We start from the raw sequence: 17,346 nt of genomic DNA, 5'->3' as shown, positions 1-17,346 counted from the left end.
CCTATATATTTAACACTACATTAGTTGCAATAGCTATTTGGTATAAAATTTGTGTTAGCATGCTAAAGATTTGTAAATTTTGACTATCTACTTTTGGTAAAACTAAAATAGAATCTCCCGCTTTGATATCCGCTGAACTTCTACCGCTGTATTTAGTTGCTTTACCACTAGCATTGATTACCAAAACTCTTGATATATCTGCTCTATCGCTAAAACCACCTGCTAAGTTGATATAATATCTTAATTTTTCTTTATCCATATAGACAAATGCACCTGGTATAGAAACTTCACCTTGAACCAAAACAAGATTATTTTTACTAGGTACATTTACTACATCACCTTCTTCTAATACTATAGAATTATACGCTTTGACACTATCTATAACAATTTGTCCTTTTGGCTGAGCTTGTTTTGCACGCGCAATAAATTCTAAAATCGTCTTAGCTTGAGTAGCTCTAATGCTAGCTTGCTCAGCATTAACTGAAGAGCTTGTTAGAGCTAGTGTTTCAAGCTCTTTAAGTTGGGCTTCAATAAGTTGTTTTTGAGTAGCTGCTACACTTTTTCTAAAAACCTGCAGGGCATTGATGTTTGATTGATCATTAACTGTAATCATTCTAGCAAGTTCAGCTAAAGTTGTGCCTTTTTTTATCACCACCGAGTGCAAACCACTATGCTCACCTTCTATACTAATGCTAATATTTTGCGCAGTATAATCAGGTCTAAATTCTATCTCATCGCCATTGTATAACTTCACACCTAAAAACTGCTTTTTGCTATATGCATCTACGTGTAATTTATGATCATCTCTATAGCTTTTTACCACAGCATTGGTAACTATGGGTTTAGCTCCTGCAACTTTGGCTATATCTTCTAAATTTAAAATATCATTACTGAGCTCAAATCTAAAAGGCTTTTGCACATCTCCTTCTACAAAAACATACTTTTGTACACTACCCACTAAGATCACATCACCCATTCTAAAAGGAAAAAGATCAAGTTGACCTTTAAGTAAAAAATCATATAAATCTACTTTTTTAATGACTTTATTATCTCTTAAAATTTGAATATCTCTAAAACTACCATATTCTAAATTAATTCCACTTGCTTTATCTAAATACTGTATAATAGAATCTGAACTTAGTCCTTGATAAAGACCAGGTTGATTTACATTTCCTGTAACAAATACCGATACATTTTGATAAATATCCATATCCGCATATACATAGACATTGCTTTTATAAATTTTATTAATAGCTTTTGTAATAACTTGTACTAAAGCACTATTTTTTACGCCCAAAAGATTAATCGCACCTACTTTTGGTATAAAAATATTTCCTTGAGAATCTACTGTTAAGGTTTGTATAAACTCTACTGCACCCCAAATTTTTACATTAATCCTATCGCCTACTGCTAGTTTATAATCAGGATTATAAACGTGTTGGGTAAATTTAGTAAAATTACCATTAAATAAATGTGCACCAAATACTTTAGCATTTATAATTGTTGTTTTATTTAAATCATTTTGTAAAAATTCTTTATCTTGAATTTGCTTTATACTATCTGCTTGTGTTTTTGCGATTTGAGAAACATCTACCGCTGAAAATAAAAACAAAGGTAAAAGTAAAAATAAAAATATCTTTTTCATTAGTATCTATGCTCCTCTATAATCATTTTAATAAATTTAACAATTCCATAAATCAAAGATAAAATCATAAAAGCTGTGAGTATATTATACAAAGCTTCTGGGTATTTAGCACTTTGAGGTAAACTTGGACTTTGCACTATAACCACTTGTTTTATCTTTCTTAAAGCTTCTATCCTAGCACTCTCATATGCTTTTAAAGCAGCTGTATAAGCACTTTCTGCAAAACCTGCTTCTATAGTCAGATCTTGGAATTTAGCTGCAAGATCATTAAGCTTTTGAGAGGATTTTGGCGATGAAACTTTGGATTTTTCCTTTTGAAGTTGTTTTTTCAATGCATCTATTTCACTTTTTATAGTGACAATTTGTGGTGCATTATCATTTATATAACTTTGCATCATCAAAAGTTCAGCTTCTTTAGCTGCTATTTTTGATTCAAGTTCGGCTATGAGTTTTAGAGTACCTTCTGCTTGTTTAAGTGGATCAAACACTCCATATTTATTTTGAAAAGCTAAAAGTTCATCTTTAGCCTTTTGGTATCTTTTTTTAAACTGCAAAAGCTCTTCTTCAGCAAATTGCATTTGATCTCTTGCGGCTTTATGTGAAATTTCATTGATAAATTTTTCACTTTCTTTAACTATAGTTGAAGCTATCAAATGTGCACTTTGTGGGTCAAAACCTTCAACTTCTACACGCAAAAGCCCATTAGCTGAGTTTTCTTGAGTAATTTTAACACGGTTTTGATAATACTTTAAAAACTCTTCCTGATTGGCTGATGAGGAAATACTATAAAAAAAATCAAGTTTTTGTTTTTGATATAACTCACGAATTTGAATTTTTTCTTCTAAGATATTTAACATATCTAAAGAATGAATATAAGATTTTAAATAATTAATATCCTCGCTTGAAAAAGAATTATTAGTCAAAAATGCGGCAATTCCGGTGATAGCTCCGCTATCTCCTGTGGTTGATTTCACACTTAAAACACTTTCACTCACATAGCGATTTGCTGCTATAAAAATATAATAAAATACAACAAATGCTGTTAAAATCAATACTATTTTAAAAGAGTTAAGTATCTTTAAATTTTTAAACTTTTTTAATAAATCATTTTGCATTTATTTTTCCTTGATACACCGCTATGCCCTCATCTACATCATCATATATAGTAGCTTGTCCATCTTGCATAAATATAATTTTATCACACCATTGTTTAATTTCAGCTACATTGTGTGAAACCATGATAACTTTTGACTGACTTAATTTTTCTTTATAAATTTTAGAACTTTTTTCTCTAAATTTAGGATCTCCCACAGCACCTGCTTCATCGATTAAATAATAATCAAAATCAAAAGCCATGCTTAAACCAAAAGATATTCTAGCGCTCATACCAGCTGAGTAAGTATTCATAGGCTCATCAAAAAATTTACCAAGCTCAGCAAAATCTTCAACAAATTTAATCTTTTCTTCTAAGGCCTTTCCTTTATAACCATATACTCTAGCCACAAAGCGTGCATTGTCCCTTGCTGAGAGTCTGTGTTGAAACGCACCTGCTAAGCCTAGAGGCCAAGATAGTTTTTTATTAGTTATAATCTTACCTCTATCAGGAAGCAAGGAGCCACTTAAAAGTTTCATTAAGGTTGATTTTCCAGCACCATTGCGTCCCATTAAACCTATACTACAATTTTCAGGGAATTCAAAACTTAAGTTTTTAAAAACATAATGCCTTCCACCATTGCGCAAAGGAAAAGATTTGGTTAAATTAACTAATTTTATCATCGTACCGCTATCAACTTTTCTCTAGTAAAATAATAAAAAAACAACCCCAAAAACAAAATCACACTCAAACATGCAATAGGGTAATAATAATTATAATCATCAAGTAATGGATAATTTTGAAAAAAATTATATTTTAAAAGCTCCATAATATGCAAAAGTGGATTGTAATATAAAATATCTAAAATAGGTTTGGGAACTACCCACACAGGAAATACCACCAAAGAAGTCCAATATAAAATAGCATTTAAATAACCCAATGCCATTTTTAAAGGTTCTGCAAAATGTCCTGCTATAGCAAAACACATTCCCATAGCAAAACCAAACACTATAAGTAAAAAAAGTGAAAACAACACTTCTAAAAAGTGTTTAGGTATAACTTGCATATGCAAAAACCATCCAGCTAAAAACATCACACAAATAAAAATAGTAAAATAAATGCAAAACTCAAGCATAGTTCTAGCAATAAATACATGTATAGGTTTTACTGGCTTATAAGCAAATAAAGTTAGATTAGAACTAATGCCATTTAAAAGCTGATTAATGATACTTCTAAACATAAAAAAAGGTATAATTCCTACTGCTAAAAATAAAAAGATAGAAACACCCTCGGGCATGATTTGATGGCGAAACTCTCTAATAAGTGTGATTATAGAAGTAATCACTAAAATTACCATCATAGGCTCTCCAATTACCCAAAAATAGCCCAAATATTTATTAATACCAAATCTTGTCTTTAGCTCTCTAAAAAAAAGAGCATGTATGACATTAAACATATTTTTAGCAAACCTTTTTAAATTTTCAAAATTTTTATATTATACTTTTTTATCTTATATAATATTTAACAAGGTTTAAAAATGAAAAGAAATTTCTTTGAAAAATTAGAAAAAATTTTATATCACAAAGATATTTTTAAAAAGATTGAATTATTTAATGAATTTTATGAAAATTTTAAATCTAATTTGTATGATTTTAATCATTCACATGAAGCGATCATTTGTGAAAACTCACAAGTTAAAATCCTTCATCCTATGAAAATAAGGCGTCCAAAAGAAGTAAATAGCACTTTATCTTTAGCAAAAATATTACATTCAGTTGCGCATATAGAATATAGTGCTATAAATTTGGCCTTAGATGCTAGTTATAGATTTAAAAACTTGCCATTGAAATTTTATCAAGATTGGCTTGAGGTAGCAGATGAAGAAATTAAGCATTTTTTACTTTTAGAAAAAACTTTAAATGAACTTGGTTTTAAATATGGAGATTTCCATGCTCATGATAATCTTGAAAAAGCCTTGTTTTTAACCAAAGATAATCTTGCTCACAGAATGGGCATAGTTCATAGAGGACTTGAAGCAAAAGGACTTGATGCTAATCCTTTTGTTTTAGAAAAATTAAACACAACTAATCATCCTATAAAAAGTTTATTTAGTGAAATTTTCAGCATTATACTAAATGATGAGATTAAACATGTAAATAAAGGGGATTTTTGGTGGAATTATGCAAAAAATGAAAATGATAGTTATCTTGATCTTTGCGCCAAATATAAAGAATTTAATCTTTTAGGGAAAGTATATAACAAAACAGCTAGAATACAAGCAGGATTTAATGAAAATGAACTTCAAGAATTAGATGAATTTTATAATAGAAAATGAATGGTGGTTAGAGGCAGAATCGAACTGCCGACACGCAGATTTTCAGTCTGCTGCTCTACCGACTGAGCTATCCAACCACTGAATTGAAGTTGTAATTATACAATAGTTTTTTTAAAAAAAGTTGAAATTTGCATAAAAATGCAAATTATTCAGAAAAAGCTCCAAATTTAAAGATTTTTTGCATTCTTAATGCAGCTAATTCGCGTTTATCGTATTGTTCTAATTCTTCTATAGCTTTTAAGACATAATCACTTAAATTTTTAATCGCGTTTTCTTTATGTCTATGAGCTCCACTCATTGGCTCTTCGATAACATCATCAATCAAACCTTGAGTTTTTAAATCATCAGCAGTTACTTTCATGGCTTTAGTAGCAGCTTCACTTTTTGATGGATCATTCCATAAAATAGCAGCACAACCCTCAGGTGAAATCACAGAAAAAACTGAATTTTTCATCATAGCAAGTTTATCAGCTACTCCTATGGCTAAAGCACCACCACTTCCACCTTCACCTATAACCACTGCTATAGTGATTGTTTTAAGGGCGCTTAGCTCATATAAATTTCTAGCTATAGCCTCACTTTGACCACGCTCTTCAGCACCTACTCCTGGGTAAGCACCCGGGGTATCTACCAAAAATAACACCGGTATGTCAAATTTTTCAGCCATTTTTGCTACCCTTAAAGCTTTTCTATAACCTTCAGGATGAGGCATACCAAAATTTCTATGAAGCTTGTCTTTAGTGCCTCTACCTTTTTGCTCACCTATAACAATAACTTTTTTGCCACCTATATAGCCCGCATAACACACAATAGCAGGATCATCTCTAAAAGCACGATCGCCATGAATTTCATAAGCATCGCTTAATATAGCTTGGATATAATCAAGCGCATAAGGACGATCAGGATGTCTTGCAAGCTGTAAGCGTTGGTAATCGCTTAAATTTTTATAAACTTTTTGGGTTTCTTTTTCAAGGTTTTTTTCTAAAATTTTTACTGCTTCATCATCGCCTTTGATTTTAGCATTTGCTAAATCCTCATCAATTTGCTGAATATTTTTTTCAAAATCTAAATAAGAAGCCATATTAATCTACTTTTTTGAAAATCACACAACCATTTGTTCCACCAAAACCAAAAGAATTGCTCATTACAACATTAACTTCGCTTTTTCTTGCAGTATTTGGTATATAGTCAAGATCGCAATTTTCATCTGCTACGATTTGATTGATAGTTGGCGGTAATACACCTTGATCAAGTGCCATTAAAGAAATAACAGCTTCAATAGCACCAGCAGCACCTAAGCAATGTCCTGTTTGACCTTTTGTAGAACTAACTAAAGGAATTTGATCTTTAAATAGCTCTTTAATAGCTGCTGTTTCATTTTTATCATTTACCGGAGTAGAAGTTCCGTGTGCATTAATATAATCTACTTTTGGATTTCCTGCCATTTTTAAAGCTTTTTTCATAGCGCGCAATGGTCCTTCTAAGGTAGGCGAAGTGATATGATGTGCATCTGCGCTTTCGCCAAAACCTACTAACTCAGCATAAATTTTAGCTCCACGCTTTTTAGCAGCCTCATACTCTTCAAACACTAAAGCACCAGCACCCTCACCCATCACAAAGCCATCTCTTTCTTTATCAAATGGTCTTGAAGCTTTAGCTGGATCATCATTTCTAGTAGAAAGAGCTTTCATAGCAGCAAAGCCACCTATACCCACAGCACAAATGGCCGCTTCAGCACCTACTACAAGCATTTTATCTGCACTACCTAAAGCTATGCTTTTATAAGCTTCACCTATAGCATGAGTTCCTGCTGCACAAGCAGTTACGCATGAGATATTTGGTCCTTGTAATCCATGCTCGATTGAAATAATCCCACCAAGCATATTAACTAAAGCTGATGGTATGAAAAAAGGAGTGATTTTGCGTGGTCCACGCTGTGCGCAAGTAACGGAATTTTTTTCTATATTTGGTAAACCACCTATACCAGCTGCTGAAACTACACCAAATTCTTCTTTATTTAAAGTTTCATCAAATTTAGCATCTTCCATAGCTTCTCTTGCTGCTTTAATGCCAAGTTGTATAAAACGATCTATTTTTTTAACCTCTTTAGCATCACAAACACTTAAAGGGTCAAAATTTTTTACTTCAGCAGCAATTTGCACTGGAAAATCAGTGGTATCAAAAAGGGTGATTTTATCAACGCCACTTTTACCATCACAAATTGCTTTAAATGAGCTATCTTTGTCTAAGCCAAGGGCATTGATCATTCCTATACCTGTTACTACAACGCGTTTCAAACCGCACTCCTTATTAAAAATTAAAATTATTTTTGAAGATTTTCTATATAATTAACAACATCTTCGATTTTTACTAGTTTTTCAGCATCACTGTCTGGAATTTCTACATCAAATTTTTCTTCTAAAGCCATAACTAATTCAACAACATCTAAAGAATCTGCACCTAAATCTTCAATGATTTTTGATTCCATTTTAACTGCATCTTCATCAACACTAAGTTGCTCAACAACTACTTTTTTTACATCATCAAAAATTGCCATTTTTATCTCCTAGTTTAAAAAATTAAACCACATTTTACAATAAAAAAATAAATTTCTTGTTTAAAAAGTTAAAAATTAAAGATTATTACGAAAAATTTAATTATCTGTGTTTAAATAAAAGCTTAATTTTTAACAAAGGAAATTAATGCTTTTAGATAGACTTATAAAAGAAAATAAAAAAACTTGGGATCAATACATCCATCATGAATTTGTAAAAAAACTTCAAAATGGCACTTTAGAAAAAGATGTATTTTTATTTTATCTTAAACAAGATTATATCTTTTTAAACAATTACGCAAAATGCTATGCCCTGCTTGCTTTAAATGCAAATAATGCTAAAGAAATTCAATTTGCCATTAAAAATCAAAACTACACTTTAGAAGGAGAATTAGAGCTTCATAGAAGTATTTTAAAGCTAGGTATTGATGTAGAAAAACTAGATTATAAAGATGAAAGTTTAACTAATATTGCTTATACAAGATACTTACTAAGTGTGGGACAAAATGGAGATTATTTAGATATGCTATGTGCTTTGAGTGCTTGCGCTATAGGTTATGCATATATAGGAGAAGAAATTTATAAAGGACTTGATGAAAAAAGTTTAGAAAATCACCCTTACAAAGAGTGGATTTTGACCTATGCGGGTAAAGAATTTCAAGATGAAATCAAAGAATTTAAAGACTTTTTTAATTCTTATGCAAATAGCATTAGTGAAGAAAAATTTAAAAAGTTAAACGAAATTTTTTATACTACCGTAAGACTTGAAACAGCCTTTTGGCAACACTCTTTAGAGCAAAAAATGGAAATTTAATCATCATAAAGATGATTAAATTATCAATTTAGCAATATTAATCCCTACAAAAGCAACCAAATACGCACATAAAGATGTAAATATAAAAAGATACCATGCATATTTTTTATTTCCTGCTTCTTTAGCAAAAACTATAGTTGCTGCAAAACAAGGATTATAAATCATAACAAAAAGTATAAAAGCTACTGCTGTGCTAAAAGGGATGTTTTCTTTTATAGCTTCTTGTAAATTTAAACTTGTTTCATCAACTTCATTACCTAAAGAATAAAGCACACCCATAGTGGAAATCATCACTTCTTTAGCAGCTAAACCACTTACTAAAGACACGCTAAGTTTCCAATCAAAGTCAAGTGGTGCAAAAATAGGTTCTATTGCTTTACCAAATTGTCCAAGATAACTATTTTCTATCTGAAACTCTTGAGTTAAAGCATCTTGAATATTATTTTCTTGTGCAGGAAAATTACTCGCAAACCAAATAAGCAAAGAAGCTATCAAAATAAATGTTCCTGCTTTTTTTAAATACATTTTGGCTTTATTTAACACCATAAACCATACCAAATTCCAATTTGGCATTCTATATTTTGGCATTTCCATTACAAAGGGTTCATCTTGTCCTTTAAAAGCACTCATTCTTAAAATCTTAGCTGCAATCAAACCCAAAAACGCACCTAAAAGATAAATCCCAAAAAGATAATTTCCCGCCACATCAGCAGGAAAAAACACTCCAACAAAAAGCACATACACAGGAAGCCTTGCACCACAACTCATAAAATTAATAATAAAAAGAGTTAATAGTCTATCTTTTTTATTTTTTAAAGTTCTTGTAGCCATAAATGCAGGCACTGAACAGCCAAAACCCGTGATTAAAGGGATGAAACTTTTACCATGTAAGCCAAATTTGTATAAAATTCCATCTAATAAAAATGCAACCCTGGCCATATATCCAGTTGTTTCAAGCAAGGCTATACCAAAAAATAAAATCATAATATTTGGTAAAAAAGTTATAACCGCACCAACCCCACCTAAAACACCATCAGCTAAGGCTGAAGCGATAAATTCATTGCTAATATTATTTTTTACCATATCACCTAAATTAGCAAAAAACATTTCTATATAATCCATAGGAATTTGACCTAAAGTAAAGGTTAGTTGAAACAAAGCCCACATAAAAAACAAAAATATAGGAATTCCTAAAAATTTATTGATTAAAATAGAATCTATTTCTTTGGTATGATTTTTATACTTAACGCCCTTACTTAAAACCTTAGCACATATACCATTTGCAAAAGCAATCAGCTCTTCTTTAAAAATACTTTCTATATCTTTGCTATGATATGCCATATAAATTTTTTCTAAAGCTTCATCAAGTATTTTTCTCAAAGCATGTGAAATGACTATATTAGCTTCATTTTTAAGCAAAGCTATCGCTAAATCTTTTGTAGAAAAATCTAAATATGTAATTTCATTTTGATTTAAAAAATCACTTATTTTTGCAAGTTCTTCTTCTATAATATCACTATAAACACGCTCTTTGACTTCAAATTTAGCTTCATGGGTTGAAATGATTAAATCCAAAAGTGCATTTAGATTTTCTTTAGTTTTAGCACACACCCCAAGACAAGGTGTATTTAGAAGTTGGGATAAAATTTTAAAATCTATACTAAAACCTTCATTTTTAGCTTCATCTTGCATATTTAAAGCCATAATCATTTTGATTTTAGCCTCTATTAAAGATGCACTCAAAATCAAATTACGCTCTAAATTTGTAGAATCAAGCACATTTACTACAAGATCAAATTCACCTTTTTTTAAAAAATCTTTTGTAATTTTTTCTTCTTCGCTATAACCATCTAATGCATAAGTTCCTGGTAAATCTATAAATTTAAACTCATAATTTTTATAAACTAATCTAGCCTCAGCCTTTTCAACCGTAACACCACTAAAATTTCCAACTTTCATATTAGCTTTACAAAGTGCATTAATTAATAAACTTTTACCGACATTTGGCTGACCTACTAAAGCAATGATGATTTCTTTCATTAAAACTCTTTTGAAATTTGTATTATTTTTGCTTCACTTGAGCGTAAAATCACGCAAGTTGTATCAAGCTCTACCATAATAGTAGAATTTGCTATAGAAGAGCGAATTTTTTTAACTTTTTTGTTTTTTGCAAAGCCAAAACTAAAAAGTCTTGCTTGGAGTTGTTTATCTGCTTCAAAGCCTACTATAATAGCTTCTTCATTATCTTTTAATGTATCTAAAGTCATGTTTTTCCTTACAAAAACTAAGATAAAACATTATATAAAAAATTAAATTATTTATTTTTTAAAATAATAAGCAATCTCAAAAAATGAGATTGCTAGAAATCAAAATCATTTAGATTTTCTAAATTTTGAAGCTTTTTGACTAATTCCTCAGCCTTTTCTAAAGAAAGTGCTATGCTAGCATTAGAAAGAAATTTATCTTTTAATTCATCAAAACTTAAAGGATTATCAAAATTTCCTTTATTAATCAGTACATCTTTTTTAATTACTCTTCCATCATTTAAAACAGCTTCTAAATGTCCTGGAAAGTATTTAGGGAAACCACTAGATTTTTTCTTTTCATAGCTAATTTTTTTAGCAAATTCTATTAGTTCGGCTCTATTTAAATTTTCATAAGATTTTAAAGTAATTTTGCCATCAAAAAATGCCAAAGCCATTAAAAAAGGCATGGAAAATTTAGCAGCATAAGCACTTTGTGGAGTGTATTTTGCTTCTATTGGATCACAGATAAATGAAATTGGCACCTCATCTACAAAACAATGCAAACTTTTGATATCTTGTGCTTTTAAGCCATCATTTCTTAAACTCATAGCACAATCAATAAGCCCATGTGCAAAATGACAGCTTGGATAAGGTTTTAACGAAACTTGCATTACTTGCCAAATTTCATTCAAGCCCTTACAAAGTTCATTTTTATCACACTCATCTTCTAAGCCAAAAGTTCTAAAAATATTATCCCTTCCTTCAAATATACTCAAAGGACCACTCATATTAGCTTTTGCAAAATTTGCTACTAAAATTCCATTTTTCAAAGCATTAGCTATGTGTAAAACTTTAGAATTAGAACCATTAGATAAAAACTCATTCACCCCACTTGCAAAACTTCCTGCTAAACCTAGTGCATTGATGATTTGTTCTTTGTTTAAATCAAGTAAAACACAACTTGCAGCTACACTACCAAAAATTCCTGCTATAGCTGTAGTATGAAAGCCGCGTTTATGGAAACTTCCTTTGCTTGCTATACCCACTCTAGCAGCAATTTCCCAACCAACTATAAAAGCTTTTAAAACTTTTTTCCCATCTTTACTTACGCTAAATCCATAAGTTAAACAAAGCGGAGTTAAAATAGCACTAGCGTGCAAAATAGCTTCAGTATGAGTATCATCAAAATCAAGGGCATGCGCTGCAATAGCATTTACCATCGCAGCATAAATTACATCAAGCTTTTTATCCCCGCTCCAAATTTTTTCACTAGGATTTACGCTTAAAGCTTCAAAAGCCTTAGTTGCATTTAAAACACAAGCTTCATTTTTAGCAGCTAGGGCTGTTCCTAGTGCATCAAGCATAAGCTCTTTTGCCCTTTGCTTTACTTTACTAGGAATAGCTTCATAGTCTAAATTTACGATAAATTCGGCTAGTTTTTCACTTAAATACATTTTTTCCTACTTTAGAATTGGTGCATTAGCAATTTTTTCTAAGAACTCATCAACTAATTTTGGTGCATAACCTACATAAGTTGTAGCATCCATTAAAGTATCAATATCTTTTTCACTTAAAACCTTACTCACACGCTCATCTTCAAGTAAAACTTCTTTGAAAGTTTTATGATTTTCTATGCCTCTCATAGCATTTTCATAAACAATTTCATGTGCATGTTGCTTACCATAATGATCGCTTAAAGCAAACATCACGCGTTCTGCTAATACAAAACCATTAAGCGTATCAAGATTTTTTAGCATTTTGTCTTTTTTAACTTCTAAATCATCAAAGACAAATTTCATATTTGCCAATACCACTGAAAGCATTAAAAACGCTTCTGGCAAAAGCTTCCATTCCATTTTCCAAACTTGACCATCTCTTTCATGCTCATGTCTTTCTATATCGCTTAAAATTGCAATATTAGCTCTTAGAGCATTACTTACAGTCACTGCGTTTTCACTTACCGCAGGATTTCTTTTATGAGGCATGGTAGAGCTTCCTACTTGACCTTTTCCAAAAGGCTCAGCAATTTCATCAATTTCATTATGAGCTAAGATTAAAAGTTGATGTGCGATTTTGTTAAAGGTTGCATTGATATTACCTAAAACATAGCCAAGCTCAATGAAACGATCTCTTGCTGGTTGCCATGAGATATCAGGAACTTCTAAACCTAAGCTTTCTAAAGTAAGTTTTTCTACTTCATTAGCCTTGTCACTTAAACTTGCTTTAGTTCCCACTGCACCTACAATTAATCCTACATATAATCTTTTTTCAAGTTCGATAATTCTTTCATAATGGCGATTAAGCTCACTAAGCCAAATTGCAACTTTGTGTCCAAAAGTTATAGGTAAAGCTTGCAAAGCTAAGGTTCTTCCCATCATTGCAGTGTTTTTATGCTCTTTTGCGATTTTTGCTAAATTTTTAGCTATATCTTTTAAATCTTGCTTGATTAAAGCCATAGCTTCTTTAAATTGTAAAACTAAGCCTGTGTCAATGATATCTTGTGTTGTTACACCAAAATGTACATATTCACCAAGACCATTTTCACAAGCTTTTTCTAAACCGCGCACAGTAGGCACTAAAGGGTGTTTAGTCTTTTTAAACTCAGCAAAAATAAAATCCATATCCATAAATTTATAATGCGCTTTTTTAGCTATTTCTATAGCTGCTTCATTAGGGATAATGCCAAGTTTTGCTTGAGCTTTTGCTAGGGCAGCTTCTACATCAAGCCATTTTTGAATTCTATTTTCTTCACTAAAAATAGCTCTCATTGCAGGGGTGCTCCAAGAATCTTGAAGCAACCTCATATCAAATACACTTACACCCATGTTTTATCCTTTAAAATTTATTTTTTCAAATGCTTGTTTTAAATCAGCAATCAAATCCTTACTATCTTCAAGACCTATATGAAATCTCACAAAAGGCCCTCTAGCACTCCAATCTGTTGCCGTTCTTGGTGGAGTAGTAACAGTAGCTAAACTCTCATATCCACCCCAGCTTGCACCGATTGAAAAATACTCTAAATTATCTACAAACTCAATGGCTTGTTCTTTTGAAATACCATCTGCAAATTCAATCGTTACCATACCATTAGTACCTTTATGATCGCGCATAAAAACTTCATGGTTTGGATGAGTTTTTAATTTTGGATAAAAGATTGTTTTAACTTCTTTTCTACTTTGTAAAAACTCTACTACCTCATCTGCACTTTTTTCATGAGCTTTCATTCTTACATCTAAAGTTCTCATACCACGAAGCACCAAATAAGCATCATCGGGACTTGTAGTAAATCCTAAAGCTTCTGGTAATTTGTCAAAATTTTTCCATTCTTTTTCATTAATCACTACTATACCCATAGTAACATCTGAATGCCCACTTAGATATTTAGTTGCGGCAATCACTGAAATATCCACGCCAAGCTCAAGCGGATTTAAAAAATACCCGCTTGAATAAGTATTATCAATCGCTACTGGTATGTTGTGTTTGTGTGCAATTTCGCATAGTTTTGGTAAATCTATAATTTCATAAAGTATAGAACCTGGGCTTTCACAAAGGATTAATTTTGTGTTTGGTTTGATTTTTTCTTCTACATCAGAAGCATCAGCTTTTAAAAAGTCAATTTCTACGCCCATTTTAGTTAAAAATAAATCACAAATTGTTCTAACAGGTCCATAAATAGCATCAGTGATTAAAAAATGAGCATCTTTGCTAGCATAATTTAAAAGCACCATAGCTAATGCTGCAAGTCCTGTTGGGAAAAGTTGCGCTCTATGGCCTCCTTCAAGCGCACAAATTAGTTTTTCAAGTTCAAAATTTGTAGCCGTTCCTCTAGCACCATAACTTAAAACACGATCTGTTTTTCTTAGCTCGCGGTATTTTTGCCAAGTTGCATGATCTTTAAAAAGTATAGTTGATGCACGCATTAGGGTTGGATTAACTGATCTTACTTCGACATTTTGATCGCCTCTTCCTAGATGGATTAATTTAGTTTTGTTGTTCATTTTGTACTCCTTTTTATAGATAAATATAAGTCATAATCACATTAACAATAGCAGCTACAAGCATAGGAATAGCTGTTCTTTTTACAACTTGTAATGGATTTACTTTAGCCATAGCTGAAATTGCCAAAATAGCAGGTGCAATAGGCGAAACACATCTACCAAAACCTGTCATGATTTGAATAGGTGCTATCATAGCTATGGTATCAACGCCAAAAGATTTTGCTATATTTGGAATAAGTGGTGCAAAAGAGAAAAATGCTGCATTTCCTGAACCCATTAAAAATGCACATACAGCAAGCAAAATAGAAACTGCTATAATAATAGCAAGCACTCCAAAACCTGCATCTTTTGCAAAACCTATTAAAGTATCCACAAAGCCAACTGATAAAAGTCCGCTTGCAAAAACTTGACCACAAACGATCAAAGAAACTGTGATTACAAACAAATGCCCCATACCTTTAAAAAATACCATAATAGAATTTAAAGTATCAATCAAACTTCTATAACGAATGATTTCAAAAATAATCGCTATAAAGGTTGAAATCATCATAGCAACTGGTACATTCATTCTAATAGCAGTAGATGAAGCTGCTTTAACTTCTTCCATAGTGGTAAGCCCCATTAGCACCATAATGCTATCTAATACACTACTAAAGCCCAAAATCAATACTAAAGGTATAATAGGTAAAATCGCATAAATTCTAGGTGGCTTTTTAAGCTCTTCATTTTTGCCATCATGTTCTGCTAATTCTTTTTCAACATCATCACGATTAAATGTGAAATTTTCTTTTTTATCAAAATATTTTGAGCAAAAATAAATCGCAATACCTACTACTATGATAATAGGCACAGTTGTAGGAAGCTGATAATGTACAAAATACACCGCTGGATCAATTTCAGCTGTTTTTGCAGCCAAAATCACATTGCCACTACCTGGGCCATGGTCAATGTATTGACAAATAGCAATAATTGAAAGTGCAGAAAGCTTAGAAACTCCTGAGCGCACCAAAATAGGATACATTGTAACCATAAGTAAAAGTGCTAAACCTGCATGTGAAGGTATAAAAAGCACTAAAAACTGGATTACAAAATATGAAACTAGCAATAAAATATAAGGTGATTTTACTGCTTTTAAAGGTCTTTCAAATACTTTAAATAAAGCATAACTTGCACCCACATGATCCATATAAGCAGAAAATCCTGCTATACACATTAAAGTAAGTCCAAGTCCTGCTAAAGTACTTGACATTTTGGTATTTACTACTTGGAAAATATCAAAAAGACCTAAATGTAAAGATTGCTTTTCACTAATAATAGGAGAAAGTCCAAAAATTCCTGCTAAAGCTAGCAAGAATAAACCACTTAAAAGCAACGCCATATGGGCGTTGATTTTTTTATAGAGCATAAATACAAGTAAAAATACAGAACATCCTGCAAAAAATAAACCCAACATGCTCTATCCTTTATGAGCAATAACCTCTATCTCCACTTTAGCACCCTTAGGAAGATCTTTTACCGCAAAAGCACTTCTTGCAGGATATGGAGCTGCGAAAAATTCAGAATAAACCTCATTGAAAGCCACAAAATCATCAATATTTGCTAAAAAGCAAGTCGTTTTAACTACATTATTAAAATAAAGATTATTTTCTTCTAATATAGCCTTAATATTTAACAATGATTGTCTTGTTTGTTCTTTCACATCTTCACTTTCTATATTTCCACTTTCTGGATTAATAGGAAGTTGTCCTGAAATAAACAACAAACCATTAGCTTCTCTATAAGCTGAATATGGTCCTATAGCCTTTGGATAATTTGCCATGTATACTCCTTGTGTTTAAATGAAATAATAATATAATATTATCATCATAATAATAAATTGTCAATATTTTTTTATCATAATAATAATTTTTTTTATTGTTATAATTATTAACAACTTTGATGAAAATATTATGTAAAATAACAAAAAACAACAAAAAGGTCTAGATCATGGATGAGCAACAAAAAGAATTATTTATCAAACTTACTCAGTTTTTAGGACAGGTGCTTGGGGATCAATATGAAATAGTTTTTCATGTGATTGCACCTGAGGGTTCATATATAGCAGCCATTGCAAATAACCACATTAGTGGAAGAACCATTAATTCTCCATTAACTTCTTTTGCAAGTGAGCTTGTACAAGAAAAAGAGTATTTAAACAAAGATTTTTTATGTGATTATAAAGCAAAGGTTGGAAAGTCTAAGATCGTTACTGGATCAACTTTTTTCATTAAAAATCAAAATAAAATCGTGGGAATTTTATGTATAAATCACGATACCACAGAGCTTAGAAATGCTATTAGCAAAATCATAGAACTTGAAAAAATCAATGATTTTAGTGATTTATTAGATATTCATAATCAAAACAATGTAAATTTACACAATGTGAGTAATATAGAAACACTTAGCCATTCTATAGAAGATATTTTAGCTGAAAACATAGACTTAAAATATTTAAATTCAGGATATAGCTTAAGCACCGAGCAAAAAGATGAGATTATTAAAAAGCTTCATTCAAAAGGAATTTTTAACATCAAAGGAAGCATACCTATAGTTGCTAAATCACTTAATATATCAGAACCTAGCGTCTATAGGTATTTACAAAAACTTAAAAACAATCTCTAA

At 31.2% G+C, this 17,346-nt stretch carries 17 protein-coding genes and 1 tRNA gene; 3 read left to right on the top strand and 15 right to left on the bottom strand.

Annotated features, from left to right (window positions below):
• Position 1 precedes the first annotated feature (1 nt).
• The 4 genes from L8X24_RS03410 to L8X24_RS03395 are packed head-to-tail and all read right to left on the bottom strand — an operon-like array spanning position 2 to position 4,194.
• On the bottom strand, positions 2–1,645 hold the full coding sequence (locus L8X24_RS03410) for a polysaccharide biosynthesis/export family protein (protein ID WP_263663643.1): 1,644 nt from the start codon (positions 1,643–1,645) through the stop codon (positions 2–4).
• Positions 1,645–2,760 (bottom strand): capsule biosynthesis protein, encoded by a 1,116-nt coding sequence (locus tag L8X24_RS03405; protein WP_263663642.1) that lies wholly within the window; start codon positions 2,758–2,760, stop codon positions 1,645–1,647. The genes L8X24_RS03410 and L8X24_RS03405 overlap by 1 nt, the downstream gene beginning before the upstream one ends.
• Entirely contained in the window at positions 2,750–3,421 is a 672-nt protein-coding gene (locus tag L8X24_RS03400; RefSeq protein ID WP_039617525.1) for a capsular polysaccharide export system, ATP-binding protein, read from the bottom strand. Before L8X24_RS03400 ends, L8X24_RS03405 begins: the two co-directional genes overlap by 11 nt.
• A complete protein-coding gene (locus L8X24_RS03395; protein ID WP_257928500.1) occupies positions 3,418–4,194 on the bottom strand; it encodes an ABC transporter permease in 777 nt (258 codons plus the stop codon). The genes L8X24_RS03400 and L8X24_RS03395 overlap by 4 nt, the downstream gene beginning before the upstream one ends.
• An 81-nt stretch (positions 4,195–4,275) precedes the next feature.
• Between L8X24_RS03395 and L8X24_RS03390 the strand changes: the two genes are divergently transcribed.
• Entirely contained in the window at positions 4,276–5,073 is a 798-nt protein-coding gene (locus L8X24_RS03390) for a ferritin-like domain-containing protein (RefSeq protein WP_263663641.1), read from the top strand.
• Position 5,074: 1 nt separating this feature from the next.
• Here L8X24_RS03390 and L8X24_RS03385 read toward each other — a convergent pair.
• From L8X24_RS03385 to acpP, 4 genes are all read right to left on the bottom strand, one after another.
• Positions 5,075–5,150 (bottom strand) — tRNA-Phe (locus L8X24_RS03385).
• Positions 5,151–5,218: 68 nt separating this feature from the next.
• A complete protein-coding gene (locus tag L8X24_RS03380; protein WP_263663640.1) occupies positions 5,219–6,154 on the bottom strand; it encodes an acetyl-CoA carboxylase carboxyltransferase subunit alpha in 936 nt (311 codons plus the stop codon).
• A gap of 1 nt (position 6,155) precedes the next feature.
• The gene (locus tag L8X24_RS03375; protein WP_263663638.1) at positions 6,156–7,370 is read right to left on the bottom strand and encodes a beta-ketoacyl-ACP synthase II; all 1,215 of its coding nucleotides are present in this window, start codon (positions 7,368–7,370) and stop codon (positions 6,156–6,158) included.
• Positions 7,371–7,396: 26 nt separating this feature from the next.
• Positions 7,397–7,630, bottom strand: a complete 234-nt coding sequence (gene acpP / locus L8X24_RS03370; protein WP_039617517.1) for an acyl carrier protein — start codon at positions 7,628–7,630, stop codon at positions 7,397–7,399.
• A gap of 145 nt (positions 7,631–7,775) precedes the next feature.
• Between acpP and tenA the strand changes: the two genes are divergently transcribed.
• Positions 7,776–8,441, top strand: a complete 666-nt coding sequence (tenA, locus tag L8X24_RS03365; protein WP_263663637.1) for a thiaminase II — start codon at positions 7,776–7,778, stop codon at positions 8,439–8,441.
• Positions 8,442–8,456: 15 nt separating this feature from the next.
• On the opposite strand, the gene feoB is transcribed toward tenA, so the two are convergent.
• The 7 genes from feoB to L8X24_RS03330 form a co-directional block, all read right to left on the bottom strand.
• Positions 8,457–10,481: a ferrous iron transport protein B gene (feoB, locus tag L8X24_RS03360; protein ID WP_263663636.1), complete on the bottom strand. Its 2,025-nt coding sequence runs from the start codon at positions 10,479–10,481 to the stop codon at positions 8,457–8,459.
• Entirely contained in the window at positions 10,481–10,708 is a 228-nt protein-coding gene (locus tag L8X24_RS03355; protein ID WP_039625344.1) for a FeoA family protein, read from the bottom strand. Before L8X24_RS03355 ends, feoB begins: the two co-directional genes overlap by 1 nt.
• A 92-nt stretch (positions 10,709–10,800) precedes the next feature.
• The gene (locus tag L8X24_RS03350) at positions 10,801–12,141 is read right to left on the bottom strand and encodes an MmgE/PrpD family protein (RefSeq protein WP_263663635.1); all 1,341 of its coding nucleotides are present in this window, start codon (positions 12,139–12,141) and stop codon (positions 10,801–10,803) included.
• A gap of 6 nt (positions 12,142–12,147) precedes the next feature.
• Positions 12,148–13,512 carry an adenylosuccinate lyase gene (gene purB / locus L8X24_RS03345; protein ID WP_263663634.1) on the bottom strand — a complete coding sequence of 455 codons (1,365 nt, stop codon included), beginning with the start codon at positions 13,510–13,512 and terminating at the stop codon, positions 12,148–12,150.
• A 3-nt stretch (positions 13,513–13,515) separates the two neighbouring features.
• Entirely contained in the window at positions 13,516–14,685 is a 1,170-nt protein-coding gene (locus tag L8X24_RS03340) for a trans-sulfuration enzyme family protein (protein WP_263663632.1), read from the bottom strand.
• A 13-nt stretch (positions 14,686–14,698) separates the two neighbouring features.
• On the bottom strand, positions 14,699–16,138 hold the full coding sequence (gene dcuC / locus L8X24_RS03335; protein WP_263663630.1) for a C4-dicarboxylate transporter DcuC: 1,440 nt from the start codon (positions 16,136–16,138) through the stop codon (positions 14,699–14,701).
• Between the two features lie 3 nt (positions 16,139–16,141).
• Entirely contained in the window at positions 16,142–16,504 is a 363-nt protein-coding gene (locus tag L8X24_RS03330) for a Rid family detoxifying hydrolase (protein WP_012661024.1), read from the bottom strand.
• Between the two features lie 167 nt (positions 16,505–16,671).
• Between L8X24_RS03330 and L8X24_RS03325 the strand changes: the two genes are divergently transcribed.
• Positions 16,672–17,346 carry a YheO-like PAS sensor domain-containing protein gene (locus L8X24_RS03325; RefSeq protein ID WP_039617503.1) on the top strand — a complete coding sequence of 225 codons (675 nt, stop codon included), beginning with the start codon at positions 16,672–16,674 and terminating at the stop codon, positions 17,344–17,346.

It is taken from the genome of Campylobacter sp. CNRCH_2015_0814 (genome assembly GCF_025772765.1).
Classification (GTDB): Bacteria; Campylobacterota; Campylobacteria; order Campylobacterales; family Campylobacteraceae; genus Campylobacter_D.
Note: the sequence above shows the minus strand (reverse complement) of the source record. Positions and strands in the feature narration are given on the sequence as shown.